General features: G+C 65.3%; 20 protein-coding genes. 4 read left to right on the forward strand and 16 right to left on the reverse strand.

What is annotated here, in order from left to right; translation table 11 throughout:
- Nucleotides 1-24 precede the first annotated feature (24 nt).
- From hydA to psrA, 9 genes are all read right to left on the reverse strand, one after another.
- Nucleotides 25-1,437: a dihydropyrimidinase gene (gene hydA, locus ACVIGA_RS02625; RefSeq protein WP_456665180.1), complete on the reverse strand. Its 1,413-nt coding sequence runs from the start codon at nt 1,435-1,437 to the stop codon at nt 25-27.
- Nucleotides 1,437-2,201: an aspartate/glutamate racemase family protein gene (locus ACVIGA_RS02630; protein WP_456665181.1), complete on the reverse strand. Its 765-nt coding sequence runs from the start codon at nt 2,199-2,201 to the stop codon at nt 1,437-1,439. The genes hydA and ACVIGA_RS02630 overlap by 1 nt, the downstream gene beginning before the upstream one ends.
- The gene (locus ACVIGA_RS02635) at nt 2,198-3,001 is read right to left on the reverse strand and encodes a GntR family transcriptional regulator (protein ID WP_456665182.1); all 804 of its coding nucleotides are present in this window, start codon (nt 2,999-3,001) and stop codon (nt 2,198-2,200) included. The genes ACVIGA_RS02630 and ACVIGA_RS02635 overlap by 4 nt, the downstream gene beginning before the upstream one ends.
- Nucleotides 2,998-3,774, reverse strand: a complete 777-nt coding sequence (locus ACVIGA_RS02640) for a maleate cis-trans isomerase family protein (protein WP_456665183.1) — start codon at nt 3,772-3,774, stop codon at nt 2,998-3,000. The genes ACVIGA_RS02635 and ACVIGA_RS02640 overlap by 4 nt, the downstream gene beginning before the upstream one ends.
- 52 nt (nt 3,775-3,826) lie before the next feature.
- Nucleotides 3,827-5,131 (reverse strand): MFS transporter, encoded by a 1,305-nt coding sequence (locus ACVIGA_RS02645; RefSeq protein ID WP_420964419.1) that lies wholly within the window; start codon nt 5,129-5,131, stop codon nt 3,827-3,829.
- Nucleotides 5,132-5,572: 441 nt separating this feature from the next.
- Nucleotides 5,573-6,889, reverse strand: a complete 1,317-nt coding sequence (locus ACVIGA_RS02650; protein ID WP_456665184.1) for an MFS transporter — start codon at nt 6,887-6,889, stop codon at nt 5,573-5,575.
- Nucleotides 6,890-6,986: 97 nt separating this feature from the next.
- The gene (gene phnY / locus ACVIGA_RS02655) at nt 6,987-8,435 is read right to left on the reverse strand and encodes a phosphonoacetaldehyde dehydrogenase (RefSeq protein WP_456665185.1); all 1,449 of its coding nucleotides are present in this window, start codon (nt 8,433-8,435) and stop codon (nt 6,987-6,989) included.
- Between the two features lie 23 nt (nt 8,436-8,458).
- Nucleotides 8,459-9,706 carry a phosphonoacetate hydrolase gene (gene phnA, locus ACVIGA_RS02660; RefSeq protein WP_456670723.1) on the reverse strand — a complete coding sequence of 416 codons (1,248 nt, stop codon included), beginning with the start codon at nt 9,704-9,706 and terminating at the stop codon, nt 8,459-8,461.
- Between the two features lie 25 nt (nt 9,707-9,731).
- The gene (psrA, locus tag ACVIGA_RS02665; RefSeq protein ID WP_456665186.1) at nt 9,732-10,862 is read right to left on the reverse strand and encodes an iron-containing alcohol dehydrogenase PsrA; all 1,131 of its coding nucleotides are present in this window, start codon (nt 10,860-10,862) and stop codon (nt 9,732-9,734) included.
- A gap of 79 nt (nt 10,863-10,941) precedes the next feature.
- Here psrA and ACVIGA_RS02670 point away from each other — a divergent pair, with 79 nt between their 5' ends.
- Nucleotides 10,942-11,850 carry a LysR substrate-binding domain-containing protein gene (locus tag ACVIGA_RS02670; RefSeq protein ID WP_456665187.1) on the forward strand — a complete coding sequence of 303 codons (909 nt, stop codon included), beginning with the start codon at nt 10,942-10,944 and terminating at the stop codon, nt 11,848-11,850.
- Here the strand turns inward: ACVIGA_RS02670 and ACVIGA_RS02675 are convergent.
- The 4 genes from ACVIGA_RS02675 to ACVIGA_RS02690 are packed head-to-tail and all read right to left on the reverse strand — an operon-like array spanning nt 11,819 to nt 14,449.
- The gene (locus tag ACVIGA_RS02675; protein WP_456665188.1) at nt 11,819-12,985 is read right to left on the reverse strand and encodes an MFS transporter; all 1,167 of its coding nucleotides are present in this window, start codon (nt 12,983-12,985) and stop codon (nt 11,819-11,821) included. The genes ACVIGA_RS02670 and ACVIGA_RS02675 overlap by 32 nt on opposite strands.
- Complete coding sequence (gene arsC / locus ACVIGA_RS02680; RefSeq protein WP_456665189.1) at nt 12,982-13,407, reverse strand: arsenate reductase (glutaredoxin); 426 nt, start codon at nt 13,405-13,407, stop codon at nt 12,982-12,984. The genes ACVIGA_RS02675 and arsC overlap by 4 nt, the downstream gene beginning before the upstream one ends.
- The gene (locus tag ACVIGA_RS02685; protein ID WP_456665190.1) at nt 13,404-14,090 is read right to left on the reverse strand and encodes an aquaporin; all 687 of its coding nucleotides are present in this window, start codon (nt 14,088-14,090) and stop codon (nt 13,404-13,406) included. Before ACVIGA_RS02685 ends, arsC begins: the two co-directional genes overlap by 4 nt.
- A complete protein-coding gene (locus ACVIGA_RS02690; RefSeq protein WP_456665191.1) occupies nt 14,090-14,449 on the reverse strand; it encodes an ArsR/SmtB family transcription factor in 360 nt (119 codons plus the stop codon). Before ACVIGA_RS02690 ends, ACVIGA_RS02685 begins: the two co-directional genes overlap by 1 nt.
- A 49-nt stretch (nt 14,450-14,498) precedes the next feature.
- On the opposite strand from ACVIGA_RS02690, the gene ACVIGA_RS02695 reads away from it, so the two are divergent.
- Entirely contained in the window at nt 14,499-15,026 is a 528-nt protein-coding gene (locus ACVIGA_RS02695) for a DUF6428 family protein (protein WP_456665192.1), read from the forward strand.
- A gap of 53 nt (nt 15,027-15,079) precedes the next feature.
- On the opposite strand, the gene ACVIGA_RS02700 is transcribed toward ACVIGA_RS02695, so the two are convergent.
- From ACVIGA_RS02700 to ACVIGA_RS02710, 3 genes are all read right to left on the reverse strand, one after another.
- Nucleotides 15,080-15,508: a DoxX family protein gene (locus ACVIGA_RS02700; protein ID WP_456665193.1), complete on the reverse strand. Its 429-nt coding sequence runs from the start codon at nt 15,506-15,508 to the stop codon at nt 15,080-15,082.
- Nucleotides 15,509-15,583: 75 nt separating this feature from the next.
- Complete coding sequence (locus ACVIGA_RS02705) at nt 15,584-15,793, reverse strand: hypothetical protein (RefSeq protein ID WP_223967455.1); 210 nt, start codon at nt 15,791-15,793, stop codon at nt 15,584-15,586.
- Between the two features lie 633 nt (nt 15,794-16,426).
- A complete protein-coding gene (locus tag ACVIGA_RS02710) occupies nt 16,427-16,729 on the reverse strand; it encodes a helix-turn-helix domain-containing protein (RefSeq protein ID WP_456665194.1) in 303 nt (100 codons plus the stop codon).
- An 84-nt stretch (nt 16,730-16,813) separates the two neighbouring features.
- On the opposite strand from ACVIGA_RS02710, the gene ACVIGA_RS02715 reads away from it, so the two are divergent.
- Both ACVIGA_RS02715 and ACVIGA_RS02720 read left to right on the forward strand, forming a co-directional pair.
- Nucleotides 16,814-17,653: a polysaccharide deacetylase family protein gene (locus ACVIGA_RS02715; protein ID WP_456665195.1), complete on the forward strand. Its 840-nt coding sequence runs from the start codon at nt 16,814-16,816 to the stop codon at nt 17,651-17,653.
- 95 nt (nt 17,654-17,748) lie between these two features.
- Nucleotides 17,749-19,119 carry a polysaccharide deacetylase family protein gene (locus tag ACVIGA_RS02720; RefSeq protein WP_456665196.1) on the forward strand — a complete coding sequence of 457 codons (1,371 nt, stop codon included), beginning with the start codon at nt 17,749-17,751 and terminating at the stop codon, nt 19,117-19,119.
- Nucleotides 19,120-19,123: the final 4 nt, after the last annotated feature.

Genomic DNA, 19,123 nt, shown 5'->3' on the forward strand with positions numbered 1-19,123 from the left:
GGTTCGCGGGTAATGTCCTTCATATCACGGAATGGTTGCGGCGGACGGCGGCTTGGCGCGCGGCAGATATGTGCCATGCTCCTTGCTGCCGACCAGCGTGCCGTCGTCGACGACGACCTTGCCGCGCACCATCGTGAGCACCGGCCAGCCGGTGACCTCTAGCCCTTCATAAGGCGTGTAGTCCGAACCGTCATGGATCAGCTCATGGCGGATCGTCACCTTGCGCTTGGGGTCCCACAGCGCGATGTCGGCATCGGAGCCGACGGCGATCGTGCCCTTGCGCGGATAGAGGCCGTAGATCTTGGCGTGGTTGGTGGCGCTGAAGGCGACGAAGCTGTTGAGGTCGATGCGGCCCTTCACGACGCCCTCGGAGAACAGGATCGGCAACCGCGTCGCCACACCGGGGATGCCGTTCGGCACCCAGCGGAAGCTGGTGCGCCCCTTGGGCGCGAGCTTTCCCTGCGGGTCGTCGTAGCGGAACGGGCAATGGTCCGACGAGAACACCGAGAACACCTTCTGCTGCAGGCCTTCCCAGCACGCCTGCTGGCTGGCGACATCGCGCGGCGGCGGCGAGCAGACGTACTTTGCGCCCTCCATGTTGAGCTGATCGAGATCTTTCTCGGTGAGCATCAGGTACTGCGGGCAGGTTTCACCCATCACTCGCAGCCCGCGTTGCTGCGCGCGCCGGATCTCGTCCATCGCCTCGCGGTTCGAGACATGTACGATCATGATCGGCACATCGACGAGCTCGGACAGCGAAATCGCGCGGTGCGTCGCCTCGCGCTCGACCGGGATCGGCCGCGAGGTCGCGTGGAAGCGCGGCGCGGTGTTGCCGGCGCGCTCCAGCCGGTCAGTCAGGAAGCGGATGGCGTCAAAGTTCTCCGCATGCACCATCAGCATCGCGCCGGTCTCGCGCGCGACCGACATGGTCTCGAGCAATTCGCGATCCGACAGCGCCAGCCCCTCATAGGTCATGAAGACCTTGAGCGAGGTGTAGCCGTCCTCGACCAGCGCCGGCAGCTCCTGGCCCAGCACATGCTCGGTCGGATCGGTGACGATCAGATGGAAGGCGACGTCGACATGGCATTCGCCTTCGGCCAACGAATGATAGAGCTTCAGCGCCTCGCGGAGCGTCTGGCCCTTCTCCTGCAGGCAGAACGGCAGCACGGTGGTGTTGCCGCCGAACGCCGCCGAGCGGGTGCCGCTGGCGAAGCCGTCGGCCATCACGATGCCGTCGCCCGACGGCTGGGCGAAATGGACGTGACTGTCGATGCCGCCGGGCAGCACGAGGCGGTCGGTGGCGTCGATGATCTCGGCCGCATCGCCGAGAGCGTGACCGAGCGCTGTGATCTTGCCGTCACGGATTCCGACGTCGCAGGCGAAGGTGTCGGCAGCGGTCACGACGGTGCCGCCGCGGATGATGGTGTCGAAGGACATCAGTCCGTCCCCTCTTTCGGTGAGCGATGTTCGATGATGGCGGCTAGCGGCTCGGCCAGCCCGATCGTCGGTTTTGGATCGGGCCGGCGGAAAGTGCCGGCGACCGCCTTGCGTGGCTTGAGCACGGCAAGCGTCTCCGCCTGGCGCACGGCGGCCGCGACCGGATCGACCACGGGCACCGGAATGCGGTCGCGGACCTTCGCGGCAAGCCCTGCGAGCGGCGCGCCTGACAGGATGACGACGTCGGCGCCGTCCTGTTCGATCGCCCGGTTGGCGAGCGCGACCAAGAGCTCTTCCTTCTCGGCCTGCACGTCGGAGATCGACTGGAAGCTGCCGTCGAGCGTGCGGATGCCGGCGCACCGCGCACTCAGCCCATGCATGGCGACGCACTCCTCGTACCACGGCGCCAGCGCCCCGGCGAAGGTCACGATCGAGAACCGCCGCCCGAGCATGCAGGCGGTGAGCATCGCAGCCTCGGCCAAGCCGACCACCGGAAACGCGAACAGCTCGCGCGCGCCGAACAGGCCGGGATCGCCGAACGCGGCGATGATGGCGGCATCGATGCCCGGGCCGGCCTCGGCCAGCATCTCCAGCGCGATCACGCCGCCGATCTGCGCCTCGGCGCGGGTCGCGATATAAGGCACGCCGCGCGAGGCGGTCGCGGGCACGAGCTCGGTGCCGGCTGATGCCGCCTTGCTGCCGGCGGCATGGAGCAGATCCGTCACTGCCGCGGTCGTGTTGGGATTGAGCAGCAGGATCTTCATGGCGCAACGTTCCTCGTCTTGCGGCCGCGCGGCTTTGCGGGAGTGTCCGGCACCGCGGCCTCATCTCCCTTGCCATCCAGCGTCTCGGCTACGATCTCGCCGGTGCGGCGCACGTGGTGAGCCAGCATCTGCCCGGCCCGCGGCGCATCGCGGCGCCTGAGCGCGGCCAGGATCTCCTGGTGCTCGCGCACTGATTCATCCCAGCGCCCGAGCACCGAGAGCGCGAAGAAGCGCGCCCGCTCGGCCCGCGCCAGCAGCGCCTCATGCGTCGCCTTCAGCACCGCGTTGCGGGCGAAGCCGACGATCGCCGAATGGATCTGCTGGTTAGTTTGAAAATAGTCGCGCAGCTCGCCGCGGCCGTGATGCCACTCGATCTTGTCCTGCAGCGCGTCGAGCCGTTCGAAGTCGGCGTCCTCCATTCGCAGCGCGGCGAGCTCGGCCGCGCAGCGCTCGATGCCGCTGACGGCCTCGAACAATTCGGTCAGCTCGGCGCGGCGGAACGGCGCCACCACGGCACTGTGGTTGAGCCTGAGTTCAACCAGGCCTTCGTTCGCCAACTGCTTCAGCGCCTCGCGCAGCGGGGTCCGCGAAATGCCGAGCGCATCCGACAGGTCCGCCTCTCCGAGCGACTGTCCCGGCGCCAGCTCGCCGCGCACGATCATGGTGCGCAGCCGCGCCGCCGCCTGCTCGTGCAGTCCGACCCGCGGCACGCGCAGGCGGCGCCGCTGCTGCGCCGTGATCGCGCGCTTGGGTTCCTTACTCCGTCTGGTCGCCTTTGCTTTGGTCCTGGCTTCAGTCACCGCACGCCTTTATCGTCATGATCGGGGATCGCGGTCGCTGCGCGCAGATCGGGGTTGGTGAACAGGCTGCCCCAACCGTGCACGCGCGACAGATCGCAGCCCACAGCTGTGAGACACTCCCACAGCGTCACTGCGATCGAATCCAGCACCGGAACGCCAAAACCGCGCTCCAGCCGTTCGGCAGCGCCCGCGCCGCGCATGTTGGTGCAGAGCACGACGGCGGCATCGCAGCCCTCGCGCACCACCTGCTCGATCAGGCCTGCGACCTCGGCCTCGCTGACCTCGGCAAAGGAGAAATTGTCCTGCAGCGACAAATGCCGCTCGGCGAAGCAATGCAGCCCCGCCGAATTCCAGTTGGCGATGATCTTGTCCTGCACATCCCTGCGATACGGCGTCACTAGGCCGATGCGCTTGGCGCCGATCCGCCGCAGCAGGTCGCGATAGGCCAGCACCGTGGTGCAGGCCTTGATTCCGGTTGCCGCCGTGATCTGTTCGCACAGGTTCTCGTCGCGGTCGAAGCCGAGCCAGCTTGCCGAGGTGCCGTTCCAGGCGATGACGTCGACCTTGGCATGGGCGAGCAATTCTGCCGCGCGCAGAATCTCGCTGGCGTCGAACTGGCGCAACGACTGTTCCGACAGCGCGATCTCCGTCACCTTGAAGCGCGAGAAATGCGCCGAGACGTCGTCGACGCCTGCCAGCATCGCGCAGGTGATCGGCTCGAGTGCGGTATTCGACGACGGCGTCAGCATGCCGAGCCTGATAGGACGTGTCATTCGTGAGCCTCGTCAAGCGGCCGAACCTTTGGCAGATTCGGCCGCATCCGTTCTAGACCGGGAGCTTGCGGCTGTAGTCGATCAGGGTCGAGCAGATCAACAGCGCAATTCCCGCGGCGGCGAAATACATCAAAGCGAGGAAGTAGGAGCCGGTGGCCTGCACGATGAAGCCGACGATCAGGGGCGTGGTGATGCCCGCGATGTTGCCGCCGAGATTCATGCAGCCGCCGAGGAAGCCGGACTTGCCGCGGCCCGCCAGCGCCGACGGGATCGCCCAGTACATGCCGCACCAGCGCAAGAAGAACAGCGTCGTCGACAGCAGCACCACGACCACAACCGCGTTGGTGACGTAGGCGACCAGGAAGATCGACACCGTCGCCATGATCGCCGCGATGCCGAACAGGGTGCGGAACACGGTGTTGGGCGCCCCGCCCCGGGCCCGCCAGCCGTCGCCGATCCAGCCGCCGACCAGTTCGCCGACGAAGCCCGCGAAGAAGATGATGAAGGATGCGCCGCCGAGCGCCTTGATGTCGAAGCCGTGCACCTTGAACAGATAGGTCGGCATCCAGGTCAGCAGGCCATAGAAGGTGGTGTTGAAGAACATCCAGCCGAGGCACATGCACCAGACCGAGCGGAAGCGGAAATAGGCCAGCCCGCTTGCGCCCGACGACGGCGGCGTCGCCGCGTCCTCGATCGCATGCGCCTCCTCAAGATAGCGCGCTTCCGCTTCATTGACCGACGGATGCTCGCGCGGCGCGTTGCGGATGTAGTACCAGGCCCACAGCCCGCACAGCATGGTGCCGATGCCCGCGACGACGAAGGCGACGCGCCAGGAGCTGAACGCCGCCATTAGCCAGGCGATCACGATCGAGCCGAGCGCAGCGCCGAGCGGCGCGCCGCCGTCCAGCAAGGTGGCGCCGCGGCCGCGTTCGGTCTGCGTCATCCAGATCGCGTTGAGCTTGCCGCCGGCCGGATAGATCGGCGCTTCGGACGCGCCGAGCCCGAGCCGGGTCAGCAGCAGCAGCATCCAGCTGGTGGACAGCGCCGCCAGCGCCTGGAAGAAGCCCCAGAACAATGTCGCGAGCGCGATCACGATGCGCGGCTTGAAGCGGTCGGCGAGCATGCCGCCCGGCACCTGCATCAGCGCGTAGGTCCAAAAGAACGAGCTCAGGATCAAGCCTTGCATCGCCGGATCGATGTCGAACTCCTTGGCGATCACAGGCATCGCGACCGAGAGCGAGGCGCGATCGATATAGTTGATCGAGATCAGGAACAGCATCAGCAGGAATATCTTCCAGCGGACGCCGGAAGGCTTCGCCGTATCTGCCATTGCGATGGTGGACACCTGATCGCTCATTGCTCGCTCCTCTGCCGGCAGATTGTTTTTGTCCCGCGCCGACCCGCGTCATCGAAGGTCTTTGGCCTCTCCTGCCCCGCGCAAAGTCTGCTTCAAGCCGCGCGAGGCGACAAGCACATTTTGCATTCTGCATGCAACTTTATGTAATATATTGATGTCGCGTCATATTTTTATGAATCAGCCTTGTGATTGAGCAGTTGGTGATCAGGGATTGGGCGTCAGTTCGCCGGCTCGGCCAGGCGATTTCAGCGAATTGGCGCGGTATTTGGGCTCCAGCGCTCGCGCGCGGCGGCGTTCCGCTGCTGCAAGAAAGTGCGTAGCCCGCATGAGCGAAGCGACATGCGGGATCACAGCAACCCCGGATATCGCTTCGCTCATCCGGGCTACAAGATGCCCTGACGGCGGCGTCCCGGGCAGATGCCCAGGACGCATATGAATGAGCTAGCGGCGGATGAAGGCTGCCACCACCGCGCTGGAGGTCGCGCAGACCGCGACGACGAGGAACACCAGCGACGTCTGGTTATGCTTGTCCATGAAGTGACCGATGATCGGCTCGCCGAGACCGGCGAACAGATAGGCGAAGGAGTTCATCACCCCGGTCGCGGTCCCTGCCCGCTTGTGGCCGACCAGATCCGGGCACAGCGCCCAGAACGAGGATTGCGGGCCGTAGGTGAAGAAGCCGCACAGGAACAGCACCGTCATGCCGAGATAGACCTCGGTGGTCGGGATCGCGTACATGCACAGCGCGGTGACCGCGGCGAGCACCATGTAGAGCACGATGGCAAGGTAGCGGCGCGAGCCGAACACCTTGTCCGAGACCCAGCCGTTGCTGAACGCGCCGACCGCCATGCCGACCGGCAGCGCGATGCTGATCCAGCGCGGATCGATCGCCGAGGTCGCACCAGCCTTGGCCCAGTTGCTGCCGAGGAAGTGCACGGGCACCCACACCAAGAGCCCGTAGCGCGCCGCGTTCTGGAAGCCGATCGAGACGCCGGCGACCAAGAGGCGCCAGTTCGACAGCACCGCCTTGTAGCGCGCGAGGGAGCCCTCATTGGCGTCGACCGCGGCCTCGGTTGCCGTGACGTCGTCGGCCTCGTCGTGCGGCGAGGCAAAGCCCATGTCCTCGGGCTTCTCGCGCGCGATCAGATAGAACGCGATGCCGCCGAGCAGCAGCAGCACCACCGGAATGCGGAAGATCCAGCGCCAGTCGAGCTGGAAATAGCCGACCACCACCAGCGAGGTGACGAACGACAGCACCGAGGCGAGACCGGCCGCGAAGGTATAGAGCCCGTAGACCGTGCCGCGCTCATGGCGGCCCCACCAGTTCGACAGCAGGCGGCTGCCCGGCGCCCACCCCATCGACTGGAAATAGCCGTTGATGCCCCAGAACGCGGTGAGGCTGACGATGCCGGTCGAGACGCTGGTGGCCCAGTTCATGATGAAGGAGAGGATCGCGCCCGCGCTCATCACGCGGCGGCCGCCGAACTTGTCGCCGAGATTGCCGTTGATGGCCTGCCCGACCGCGTAGCACCACAATAGCGCCGCGCTGGCCCAGCCCAGCGCCTCCTTGCTGACGCCGAACTCGGCCTGGATGCCGGGAATGGCGAAGCCGAAGGTTTGCCGCCCGGTGTAGAAGAACAGATAGCAGAACATCGCCGCGAACAGCATCCGCCACTGCGCGCGGCGGAACGATGTCGCAAGCTCCGGATTCTGGACTCCGACCGAGCCGACGCCCGACGGACTGAACGTGATCGACATTGCATCCTCCCCTGATGATTGTTTTCTTGTTCACCCTCGACCGCCGCGCCGTTCTTGTTGCGCGCGTGCGGCCCTCCCTTCGGATCGAAGCACGTCCCTAGACCGGCCAGGGCAGCGAATAGGTCTTGACGTTGGTGAAGCTCTTGATCGCTTCCTGCACGCCTTCCTTGTAGCCAAGGCCGGAGTCCTTGATGCCGCCGAACGGCGACATCTCGATCCGGTAGCCCGGCACTTCCCAGATGTTGACGGTGCCGACGTCGAGCTCGTTGACGAACCGCGTGATGTAGTCGAGCCGGTTGGTGCAGACACCGGACGACAGGCCGAACGCGGTCGCGTTCGAAATCCGGATCACACTCTCGATGTCGTTGGGCACCCGAATGATCGGGATGACAGGCCCGAAGGTCTCCTGCATCACGAGCTCGCTGGTGTAGGGAATCCGGTCGACCACCGTCGGCGGATACAGCGCGCCGTTGCGATCGTTGCCGTGCAGGAGCTCGGCGCCGTCGTCGACGGCGGCGTTGACCCTGCGCTCGAATTCCCTGGCCGCGCCCTCATGGACCACGGTGCCGACATCGACCGTCGGGTCCATCGGATCGCCGCACTTCAGGGTGCGTGCCTTCTTCAGCACCAGGGCTGCGAAATCGTCAGCGACCGCCTCGACGCAGAGGATGCGCTTCACGGCCGTGCAGCGCTGGCCGGAATTCTTCGTCGCCCCAGTGACCGCAAGCTCGGCCGCCTTCTCGAGGTCGGCGTCCTCCATCACGATCAGGGGATCGTTGCCGCCGAGCTCGAGCACCAGCCGCTTGTAGCCGGCTCTGTCGGCGATGTGCTTGCCGACCCTGACCGAGCCGGTGAAGGTCACGAGATCCGCATCCGGATCGGTGATCATCGCATCGCCCATCGAATGCGGATTGCCCGTCACGACCGACAGCATCTCGGGCGGCAGCCCGGCCTCGTACAGCACGTCGGCGAGCGCGAGCGCGGTCAGCGGCGTCAATTCGGTCGGCTTCAGCACCACGCGGTTGTTGGTGGCGATCGCGGGCGCGATCTTGTGGCTCACCATGTTGAGCGGATGGTTGAACGGCGTGATCGCCGAGATCGCGCCGAGCAGCGGCGTCCGCGTCGTGAAGATCTTGCGCGCCTTGCCTTGCGGGCTGATGTCGCAGGAAAACGTCTCGCCGTCGTCCTTGATCGCGAGCTGCCCGGCAAAGGAATATACGTCGTAGGCGCGGCCGGCCTCGTAGAGCGAGTCCTTCCAGCACAGGCCGGACTCGGCGGTGATCAGCCGCGCGAATTCCTCCTTGCGGCCCGCCAGGATCTCGGCGGTGCGCAGCAGGATGCGCTGGCGCTCGTAACGCGTCAGCTTCGGCTTGAACGCGGCCGCCCTGGCAAAGGCGCTGCGCACGTGCTCGGGCCGCGCCGCCGGGACGGTGCCCACCACCTTGTTGGTGTAAGGATTGAAGACCTCGACATGCTCGTCGGTGTCGATGAGGCTGCCTGCGATGCGCATCTGCTCGTGGCGAACGGCCGGGCTCTGGATGTTCATGGTGGTGTCCTCAAGTCCGGATGTCACTGGATGCGGTTGAGCGCGACGTCGAAGGCGTCGAAATTGCGCAAGGCGTGCCCGGCGGGCAGCACGATCTTGCGGTTGGCGATCAGCGGTACCCGCTGCTCGGTCAGCCCGCCATGCGAGCGCAGCGGCTCGGTCAGCCCGGATAGATCGTGGCGCGATGCGCTGGTGCCGAGCACCTTGTGCCTGGTCGAGATCACGACGATGTCGCCGATCCTGTCGGGCGGCAGCTCGAACCGCGCGCAGGCATCCTTGCGCGACAGCGCCACCTCGATGCCCTTGATGTCGCGCAGCCGCATCAGCAGCGTGTCGGCGTCGGCGCCATCGGGCGTGTAGATCGTCGCAAACGAGCCGAGCGAGCCGTGATGGGCGACATAGGGATCGGTGATCGGCAGGATCACCCTTGCGGCGCCCTTCCCCGTCCAGTCATCCATGACGTCCTGGAGGTAGATCACGTCGGGCTTGCCGTCGGGCAAAAACTTGTCGTTCATGCCGTGGTCGGCGGTCGCCACGATGTTGCAGCCGAGCGCGTCGAGCCTGGCGAGATAGCCGTCGATCATCGCGTAGAAGTCGTTGGCGATCTTGGTGCCGGGCCCGACCTTGTGCTGGATGTAGTCGGTGGTCGACAGATACATCAGGTCCGGACGATGCCGCTCGACCAGCTTGACACCGGCCGCGAACACGAAGCGCGACAAGTCGGCCGAATAGACCTCGGGCAGCGGCAGGCCGACGAAATCGAGCACGTTGTCGATGCCGTTAGCGGCCTTGGTGGCCTGGTCGGCCTTCTCCGACGAGAACGCGATGGCGCGGCCGCTCGCATAGTCGAGCCCGTAGGCGAGCAAGGTGCGCAGCTTGTCCTTGGCGGTAACGGCGGCCACCTTGTAACCGGCGTCATGGCCACCGGCGAGGATCGTCGGCGCGCGCAGGAATTTCGGATCGTTCATCATGACTTCGGCGTCGTTCGCCGTGTCGTAGAAGTAATTGCCGGCGATGCCGTGCACCGCGGGCGGCCGCCCGGTGATGATCGAAAGGTTGTTCGGATTGGTGAAGCTCGGGATCACGCTGGCGGCATGGACATGCGCCCCGTCCTTCATGAAGCGCGCGAAGGTCGGCGCGACGCTTGCCTCGATCGCCTGCTCGACATAGCCGGGCTCCGAACCGTCAAGGCAGATCACGACCGTCGGCCGCGTCGGCGCGTCGTAGCGGCGTCCGTTGACAGTGATGGTTTTGCGATTGTCCTGCATGATATCTCTCCGTGTCACTATGCCGTCGTCACGCGCTCGCCGCGCTCGGCATCCGCAGCGTCTGCGATGCCTCGATCAGCCGTTCCTTCGACCCCAGAAAATTGCGGCCGCGCTCGCCCTCGAGCGAATCCGCGATCAGCGCGTGCCATTCCGCACGGTCGATCCTGTAGGCGGCCGGATTGCAGGAGATGCCGAGCCGCGCCATGAAGTCCTCGAGATCGTCGGCGGCGCGCGCCAGATCGGCGCCAAAAATCTGCCGGAGGCTGTCCTCGCAAAGCCCGCCCGCCCCGCGCACGCTGCGCAGCACCATCGGCAGCGAGAACGAGCAGGCGATGCCGTGCTGCACGCCATGCCGCAGCGTGATCGGGTAGGACAGCGAATGCGCGATCGCGGTCTTGGTGTTGGAGAACGCAAGGCCTGCGAACAGCGCCGCCTGCGCCATCCGGCTGCGCAGCTCGAGATTGCCGAGATCATTGGCGAGCTTCGGCAGCACGTCGAGCACGCCGCGCGCCGCCGCCACCGCATGATTGGCCGACACCGGGTTGTTGTTGACGTTCCAGATGCTCTCGAGCGCATGCGACAGCGCGTCGAGGCCGGTGCTGATGGTGAGAAGCTGTGGCTTGCCGAGCATCAGGCGGGGATCGATCACCGCATGGGTCGGATAGAGCGACGGCCGCGCCAGCGAGTATTTCTTGCCATTGGCCTCGTCCCACACCGTGCCCCAGCACGTCACTTCGCTGCCGGTGCCCGCGGTGGTCGGCACCGCGATGATCGGGATCGCCGAAAGCCGATCGGCGCCCTGCTGCGTCTCCAGATAGGTTTTGACGATCGCGAAGTCGCCGCCGGCGGCCGCGAACACTTTTGCGGAATCGATCACCGAGCCGCCGCCGAGCGCGACGATCACCTCGGGCTGCCTGGCGAGCCCGGCAAAGCGCGCGGTCTGCTCGGTGAGCAGGCGGTAGTCCGGATTGGGCGCGACGTCGCGGATGGTTAGAACCGAAGCCCCCGCCGCGGCGCGCAGCCGCCGCTCGAGTTCGGCGAAGACCGGCTCGCCATAGGTCACCAGCGCATAGGCGCGCTTGCCGATCAACGCCGGCAGCTTGTCGAAGCTGTCGGCTCCGAATTCGATCCTTACCGGGTTGGAATAACTCCAGTCCATCCGCGCGTCCTCCATTTGGCGCGAAGGTCGGCGCCGGCTGCTATTGACAAATTCATTCTTCGGATGCGCTCTATTGATTATGTCAATAGTATTCAGCCAGCTTCGCGCCTTCCATGCGGTCGCCGCCCATGGCGGCTTCACCGCGGCCTCGCGTGTTCTCAATGTCGGGCAGCCGACGCTGACCATCCAGGTCAAGGAGTTGGAGGAGACCTACGGCGTCGAGCTTTTGATCCGCAGGCCGCGGCACACCGAGCTCACCGAAGCAGGCAGCGCGCTGTTCGAGATCACCCGCGGCATCATGACGTTCTGCGACGAGGCGCACGAACTATTGGCCGCGCACGGCAAGGCGACCAAGGGGCACCTTCGGGTCGCGACCGTCGGGCCGTTTCATGCCACCGAGATCATCGCCGCGTTCAAGCGCGATCATCCCGAGGTGCAGATCTCGACCCTGCTCGGCAATTCCGAACGCACGCTTCGTCACATCGTCAATTTCGAGGCTGACGTCGCGATCCTGGCGGAGGTGCCGGAAGACCCGCGCGTCACCATGATCCCCTACCGGACGCATCGCGTGATCGTGTTCGTCAACCGCGATCATCCCTGGTTCAAGCGGAAGTCGGTCAGGCTGCGCGAGCTCGCCGACCAGCCCATCGTGCTGCGCGAGCGCGGCTCGACCACCCGGCGCGCCTTCGAGGCTACGATGCAGGCCGAGGGCATCCAGATCGAGCCGGTGTTCGAGATCGAGAGCCGCGAGGGCGTGTGGAAGGCAGTCGAGCGCGGCCTCGGCATCAGCGTCGTCGCCGACTTCGAATTCGTGCCGCACCCGAACCTGCGTGCGCTCGAGATCAGCGACCGCACCATCAAGACCCAGTACAGCATCGCCCATCACAGCGGCCGCGACCACTCGCCGATCATCAAGGCCTTCATCGAGACGGTTCAGCGGATGAAGAGTCGCGACGCTACTGCGAAGGGGTCTTCGGCTCGGTCTTGAGTGCGAACAATGCCAGGAGCGCAGCCAGACTGAGAGCCGACGTGACCGCGAACGTATAGCCACCGAGCGGCGCAATCAGGAATCCGAAGACCAGCGGTGCGACGGCTTGAGACAGCCGTGACGGCGCGCCGAGCAGCCCCAAGCGGTAGCCGTAATCCTTCGGACCGAAGATCGCCAGCGGCAGCGTGCCGCGCGCGATGGTGAGGATGCCGTTTCCGGCACCATGCAGCAACGCGAAGATGCCGGCGAAGCCTCCGCCGAACAGGCCGATGACGCAGGCGCCCAAGGGGTGCGTGATGCAGGCCAATCGCGCCGACCATAACGGATGGAAGCGCTTGAGCAGGCTCGCTTCGACAATCCGTGCCGCTACCTGCGCCGGGCCGATCAATGCGCCTGCCGCAATCGCCTGCGTTTGCGTCGCGCCCAACGCCTCCAGAATTCGCGGCAAATGCACCGCCATCGCCGACGTGACGCTCCAGGCCGCCGCGAAGGCAAAGGCAAGCAGCACCATCGCGCGGTCGATCGGAATATGCGGCTTGGGCGTGTCGGCTGCGATCCGGTGCTCGCTCTTCAGCTTGGGGACTAGGAAGGCGTTGAGCGGCAGGCAAATGAGAATATGCGCCGCCGCCCAGCCGAAGCAGGTCCAGCGCCAGCCGATGGTTGCGAGGCCCCACGCGGTGAGCGGCCAGCCGATCGTGCTGGCAAACCCGGCGATCAGGGTGATGCCGGTGATGGAGCGGCGCGCGGTGTTGCCGTAAATGCGCCCGAGCGCCGCGAAGGCCGCATCGTACAGGCCGAGGCCCATGCCGACGCCGAGCAACAGCCAGCTTGCGGCCATCAGAACGGTACCCTGCGAAAGCCCGAGCAGGATCAGACCGGACGCCAGAATCAGGTTGGACGCGCAGAGCACTTCGCGCCCGCCCATGCGGTCGATCTGGCGACCGACGCGCGGGCCGAGCAGTCCTGATAGCACGAGCGCCATCGAGAACGCGGCGAACAGCCAGTTCGTCGATATGCCGAGGTCGCGCGCAATAGGGTCCGCGAGAATCGCGGGCAGATAGTAGCTCGACGCCCAGGCCAGGGTTTGCGTGGTGCCGAGCGCGACGATCAGGACGTTATCTGCACGGCGGCTCATCCGGCGTGCGCACCCGGCTTCCTGGGCAAGACCACTTCGCCGTCTTCCTTGACGAACCGGCCGATGTCGGCAACGGCGAGGAGATCAAGGACGGCCTCGGACGGTCGGCACAGCTTCACGCCCTTGGGCGAGACCACGATCGGCCGGTTGATCAGGATCGGATGCGCCATCATGAAATCGATCAGCTCGTCGTCGCTCCATTTCGGATTGGCGAGATCGAGCGCGGCATAGGGCGTGCCTTTCTCGCGGAGCAGCGCGCGCGGCGTCATGCCCATGGCGGCGATCAGCGCGATCAGCGCGTCGCGCGAGGGAGGAGTCTTGAGATATTCGACGACCTCGGGCTCCTCCCCGCTTTGGCGGATCATCGCCAGGGTGTTGCGCGACGTGCCGCAAGCGGGATTGTGGTAGATCGTGATCGTCATCGGGTGACTTCCTCTGTGGTTTCGGCGCCCCGCAGCAGCCAGCTCATGAATGCCAGCGCGACCATGGCTCCCAGAACCTCGGCGACGATGAATCCCGGCAGATCCTGCGCGCGGATGCCGGAGAACGTGTCGGTAAACGATCGCGCGATGGCGACCGCCGGATTGGCGAACGACGTGGATGCGGTGAACCAGTACGCGGCCGTGATGTAAAGCCCGACCAGCCATGGAATTGCGGCCTCACGAAACCGGAGGCCACCGATGATCGTTGCGACCAGTCCGAACGCGGCAATGAATTCCGCAAACCACTGCGGAAATCCTGTCCTTGCCTTGGCGGAGAACTCCAGGAGCGGCAGGCCGAACATGGCATGCGCGACCATTGCACCGAGGATTCCCCCGAGCACCTGCGCCGCAATGTACTGCGCGGCATGGGGCGGGCGGAGTTCGCCCTTGAGCATGAAGACCAGCGTGACCGCCGGATTGAAATGCGCGCCGGATATTGGTCCGAGAATCGTGATCAACACCACCAGAATGGCGCCGGTCGGAAGGGTGTTGCCGAGCAACGCCAACGCTACGTCCTTGGTCAAGGTCTCGGCCATGATGCCGGAGCCGACGACGGTTGTGACCAGCAGCAAGGTACCGAGGCCCTCGGCCGCCAGGCGCCGCGGCAGGTCGAAGCCGTGCATCAGGCGCGCGCCTTCTTCTTGGCCGTCGCAGGCCTGCACTGGGCATCGGCAAGCGCCGGCGCGCAGATTTCCGGATGGCCGGCGCAGCAATCCTTCATCAGGAAGGCGATGAGATCGCGCAAGCCGGTGTAATCCGCCGAGTAGATGATCGAACGCGCCTCGCGGCGTGGCACGATCATGCCCGCATGCTCGAGGTCCTTCAGGTGGAACGACACGTTGGACGGCGATACTTCGACCGCCTCGGCGATCGCCCCTGCCGCAATGCCATCGGGACCGGTCTGGACCAGCAACCGCACGATCCGCAGCCGCGTTTCCTGCGACAGCGCGGCGAAGGCGGTTCGGGCTTGACGCTCCTCCATCTTTCGATAATCCTATAATTCAATAATCATTGAAATTAGGATAGCAGCCATGACCACGCTTGCCAATACCCGATCGACCGTCGGCGCCCTGCTCGCGGTGGAAGAGCTTTCATCTGCCGCCCTCCTTTCCAGCCTCGAGGCGCACAAGGAGAAGCCGCTGATCTTCAGTTACGACGGGCGGGATGTCCGCCCGAGCTACCACGTGACCGAGGTCAAGACCGGCTTATTCAGAGGGCTCGATTGCGGCGCGAACCCCGAGAGCTGGAGCGAGACCTTCATTCAGCTCTGGGACATCGAAGAGGAAAACCGAGGCCACATGCCGGCCGGGAGATTTCTCGCGATCATCCGCAAGGTCGACGAGGCCGTCGGTTTCGATCCGCAAGCCAAGCTGACCTTTGAGGTCAGCGATGGCGTCCGGCCGATGCAAATCTATCGCGCGGAACGCATGGATACGGGCGACGCCGCGATCCGCGTCTATCTCTCGGCGCGCCCGTCGAGTTGCAAGCCGCGCGACCAATGGCTGCAGGAACAGCAATCCTGCTGCGCGCCGAAAGCCAATCAGCCTTGCTGCGGTTGATGGATGTGACCGCATGGCGGGCCCGCGCCGGTCGCGCGCCCCTCGCGAAGCCGTCAGGCTGTCGTTGGCAGAAGCCGGCGCTCCCAAGGCAGCTTGGGCACCTTCACCGCAAACGCTCCGTCGCCCAGCAGCGCCTGGACGGCCAGCATGATCGCCCACACCAACGGCATCTCCCAGCCCGCTTCCGTGAACCAGTAGCCCTTTCGAAGCATCCAGAAGTGGGTTGCGCCCAGCATCATCGGGATCGCGTAGATGCTCACCCAGCGCGTATAGATGCCGAGCAGCAGCAGAAGCGCCGATCCGAATTCGGCGCTTAAGGCATAGGCAAGAACCCATTCCGGATAACCGAGTTTGGAAAGGCCGTTCCACCACAGGCTAATCGGCTTGAGCACGCATTTGCCGTAGAGATGGGCAATGAAAAGTCCGGCAAGCGTAACGCGGAGCAAAAGGGCAGCATAAGGCGCAGTTCTCTGATCGATCATGCGTACCTCCCAAATAGAAGTCTGTCGCAATCGCAGAACAACGATGACCAGCTGGCCTGGCGCTCCGCTCGCGAGCTATCCGTCCCCGTCGAAGCGAGCCAACGCTCCCTCGATGAGCTCGATCTCCTCGGAGAGAGTCTCATTCACGACCGATGGCCTGAAACCGGGAACGCTGTGTGTTCGAACATCGTCCAATAGTTGTTGGCGATGGTCTCTGAGCTGTTCCAGCGCTTGACGATTCTTCAGCGACACATAGCCGGCAATGATTTGCTCGATGGCCTTCATGGGGAAAATCCACGCTTCAAATAAGAACGTACTGCAATCCTTCGATTAAAGCGGCCAAACCGCCTTCCTGGCAAGCCCCATGATGCGGTGCCGGGAGCACTTGGCGCTGCTCGCCGCAAGACCAAGCCTCGCGCTTCACAAGCAGCGGCGAAGGTCCTTCCGTCTCGTTGCGGCCGGCCCGCACCGGCACCTGGCGTTCCCTGCGCCCTCTTTAAGAGAGAGGGCGAAACGAGATGCAAAGCTCGGACAAATCATGTCGCGAGAATGCGAAGCTGCCCCCACCCACACTGGATCGCCCGCGCATGCGGGCGATCCAGTACGCCGCGGCTTTCGATTCGAGCACCGGCGTCTCTGGAATACTGGATCGCCCGGTCGAGCCGGGCGATGACACCGAGATGAGGTACGCAATGACGGTGCGTCGTATCGCGCGAGAACCATCCTCATCGTCGTCCTGGCGAAAGCCAAGACCCATTACCCCAAATGGTCATTGCTGCGCGACGCTGAGGCGACAATCCCGCTCAACACCACATGCGGTGGTTATGGGTCTTGGCTTTCGCCAAGACGACGGTTGCGAATATGGCGCGTGAATTCGATCAATTGGCTGATAATGACGGCGGAGCGCGACCTACCCGCTCACGCCGCGGTCGGCTCGCTCGACAGCGCGGCGAACACCGTCTCCGGCGAATGGGCGATCACCGCGAGCAGCGCGCGGGCGGGTCCCCGCGGGGCGCGCTTGCCCTGCTCCCAGTTGCGGATGGTCTCGACCGGCACGCCGAGCTTGGCGGCGAATTCGAGCTGGGTGAGCTGGGCCCGGCGGATGGCCCGGGTGATGCCAGCGACGAATTCGGGGCGGAGCTGGCCCTCCTCGTCCCGCATCGGCATCCGGGCGAGCGGGTCGGCCTCGGCGGGTTCGGCAACGTCGATATTCTCGGCCATGCCGTGTTTCGCCGGTTTGACAGGAGGGGAAAAACTGCTCTGATGAGTGCGGAACGGATTACCTAATCGGTGGGGCCCAGTGCAATGAGAAAGATGTCGAGCGCACCGCGACCGATCCTGAACATTGTCGCGGCGCTGATCTCGATCGCGCCGCTTGCGCTGATCGCGCTCGCACCTGTCGCGCTGATTAGCTCGGCGAAGGCCGCCGAATGCCCGCGCAAGGACGCGCTCGGCACCTCGCGTGTGCTCGAGGTCGACCCCGCGACCTATCCGCGCGTGGGACAGAAGAGCTTTCCGCAGACCCTGCCGCTGCGGGATGGCGAGGTCGTGCTGACCTTCGACGACGGGCCGACACCTGGCGTCACCGACAAGGTGCTGACGGCACTGGCAACCGAATGCGTGCAGGCCACCTTCTTCATGGTCGGCCGCAATGCGGCCGATCATCCCGACATGGTCCGTAAGATCGCACGCCTCGGCCACAGCATCGGCTATCACAGCTGGGACCATCCGCATCTCAACAAAATGCCGACGGATCAGGCCGAGGCGAACATCAATCGGGGGATCGAAGCAGTCCAGACGGCCCTGCGCGGTACCGCGAGCACGGTCCCGAGCACGCCGTTCTTCCGGTTCCCCTATTTCGAATCGACGCCCGCCCTGCTCGAGCGCATGGAAAAGCGCGGTATCGCGGTCTTCGGCGCCGATTTCTGGGCCAGCGATTGGAACAAGATGACCCCCGAGGAGGAACTAAAGCTGCTCACCGGGCGGCTCGAGGGCCATCGCAAGGGAATTATCCTGCTGCACGACCCGCAAATGCGAACAGCCGAGATGCTGCCCGCCTTCCTAAGGTACCTGCAGGAGCATAATTATCACGTCGTCCACATCATCCCGGCGGCGATGAAGACCGTGTCCGACCGGACACATTGAACCCGGCACCCAAGGTGGATTACAGACCGTTAAGGCGGCATTCATGGGGCCGTCCTTAAGGATTCGTCAGTGCGTTTGGAATGCGGCCGAGATCGATGATTGCAGACGTCCTGGTGATGATCCGGAAGCGGTCGCGGACCGTGATCGGCGCGGCGCTGCTGGGCTGCTGCTTCATGACGCCGCAGGCCGCCCTTGCCGCGGATTGCCCTGGTAACCCCAACGCACTCGGCACCTCGCGGACCCTCGTCGTCGATCCCACCGCGCATCCGCGGATCGGCACCATGCAGTATCCGGAGACGCTGCCGCTCGCCGATCACGAGGTGGTGCTGACCTTCGACGACGGACCGCTGCCGAAATACAGCAACCAGGTGCTGGCCATTCTCGCCAGCCAGTGCGTCAAGGCGACCTTTTTCACCATCGGCTCCCAGGCCCGATTCAATCCGGAGGGCGTGCGCAAGCTGATCGCCGCCGGACATACCGTCGGCACGCACAGCCAGAATCATCCGTTGACGATGAACAAGATGCCGCTCGAAAAGGTACGGCAGGAGGTCGACGACGGCATCGCCTCGACGCTCGCCGCGCTCAACGGCGACAAGAGCAAGCTGGCGCCGTTCTTCCGGATCCCCGGCCTGATGCGCGCCGAGATCCCCGAAGCCTATCTGGCGTCGCAGGGCATCCAGGTCTGGAGCGCCGACTTCCCGGCTGACGACTGGCGCCACATCTCGCCGCAGCGGGTCTACGACCTCGCGATCCAGCGGATCGAGGCCAAGCACAAGGGCATCCTGCTGCTGCACGACATCCAGCCGCGCACCGTCGCGGCACTGCCGCGCATCCTGAACACGCTGAAGGAGCGCGGCTACCGCATCGTCCATGTCGTGCCGGCGACAGCGGACCGTCCGGCGACGCCGACCGAACCGCAGCAATGGTTCATGCGTCCGCCGACCGAGACGGTCGCGATCACGCGCTGGCCGAAAATTCCGAACTTCGTCTTCACCGCGACGCGGACGCTGCCGGCGCCGGTGTTTGCCGATATGGATTGGCGCGATGCCGACGTCCTCGATCACGCGCAGCGCGCGCGCGTCGGCGCATCCGTCCGCACGCTGTGGCCGCAGCCGCAGCCTGCCCAGCTGGCGTCGGCCTCGACATTGCCGATACCGGGCGCCGACGTGTTTCGCATTCCCGAGGCGCTGGACGTGACCCTGCTGGCGGCCCGCTCGGCGGCCGAACGCCGTCTGGCACAGCGCGCGGCAGCTGGCGTCGGCGCACCGCGCGCGCAGGCGATGTCAGCGCGCCAGGCCAGGCACCCGAAGCAGGCCGCGCATCAGCTCCCCGCTGCGGCCCACGGCCGGCTTCACGGCGCGCCGCTGCGTGTCGCGCCGCCGACCGCGAGCAATGCGTCGGTCCACGTCGCGAAGCGCACCCCGCGCGCCGAGGCCTCGGCGGCCGGCAAGCGCGTACCTGACTAGAGCC

The organism is Bradyrhizobium sp. USDA 3240, from assembly GCF_054063295.1.

Bases quoted from the DNA above. Each gene is read 5' to 3' on its own strand.
- ACVIGA_RS02710 (WP_456665194.1), bottom strand. From the start codon at position 16,729: ATGGCCGAGAATATCGACGTTGCCGAACCCGCCGAGGCCGACCCGCTC.
- ACVIGA_RS02690 (WP_456665191.1), bottom strand. From the start codon at position 14,449: ATGGAGGAGCGTCAAGCCCGAACCGCCTTCGCCGCGCTGTCGCAGGAA.
- ACVIGA_RS02675 (WP_456665188.1), bottom strand. From the start codon at position 12,985: ATGAGCCGCCGTGCAGATAACGTCCTGATCGTCGCGCTCGGCACCACG.
- hydA (WP_456665180.1), bottom strand. From the start codon at position 1,437: ATGTCCTTCGACACCATCATCCGCGGCGGCACCGTCGTGACCGCTGCC.
- ACVIGA_RS02650 (WP_456665184.1), bottom strand. From the start codon at position 6,889: ATGTCGATCACGTTCAGTCCGTCGGGCGTCGGCTCGGTCGGAGTCCAG.
- ACVIGA_RS02705 (WP_223967455.1), bottom strand. From the start codon at position 15,793: ATGAAGGCCATCGAGCAAATCATTGCCGGCTATGTGTCGCTGAAGAAT.
- ACVIGA_RS02700 (WP_456665193.1), bottom strand. From the start codon at position 15,508: ATGATCGATCAGAGAACTGCGCCTTATGCTGCCCTTTTGCTCCGCGTT.
- ACVIGA_RS02715 (WP_456665195.1), top strand. From the start codon at position 16,814: ATGAGAAAGATGTCGAGCGCACCGCGACCGATCCTGAACATTGTCGCG.
- ACVIGA_RS02695 (WP_456665192.1), top strand. From the start codon at position 14,499: ATGACCACGCTTGCCAATACCCGATCGACCGTCGGCGCCCTGCTCGCG.
- psrA (WP_456665186.1), bottom strand. From the start codon at position 10,862: ATGGACTGGAGTTATTCCAACCCGGTAAGGATCGAATTCGGAGCCGAC.
- ACVIGA_RS02645 (WP_420964419.1), bottom strand. From the start codon at position 5,131: ATGAGCGATCAGGTGTCCACCATCGCAATGGCAGATACGGCGAAGCCT.
- arsC (WP_456665189.1), bottom strand. From the start codon at position 13,407: ATGACGATCACGATCTACCACAATCCCGCTTGCGGCACGTCGCGCAAC.
- ACVIGA_RS02720 (WP_456665196.1), top strand. From the start codon at position 17,749: ATGATTGCAGACGTCCTGGTGATGATCCGGAAGCGGTCGCGGACCGTG.
- ACVIGA_RS02670 (WP_456665187.1), top strand. From the start codon at position 10,942: ATGTCAATAGTATTCAGCCAGCTTCGCGCCTTCCATGCGGTCGCCGCC.
- ACVIGA_RS02640 (WP_456665183.1), bottom strand. From the start codon at position 3,774: ATGACACGTCCTATCAGGCTCGGCATGCTGACGCCGTCGTCGAATACC.
- ACVIGA_RS02685 (WP_456665190.1), bottom strand. From the start codon at position 14,090: ATGCACGGCTTCGACCTGCCGCGGCGCCTGGCGGCCGAGGGCCTCGGT.
- ACVIGA_RS02630 (WP_456665181.1), bottom strand. From the start codon at position 2,201: ATGAAGATCCTGCTGCTCAATCCCAACACGACCGCGGCAGTGACGGAT.
- phnY (WP_456665185.1), bottom strand. From the start codon at position 8,435: ATGAACATCCAGAGCCCGGCCGTTCGCCACGAGCAGATGCGCATCGCA.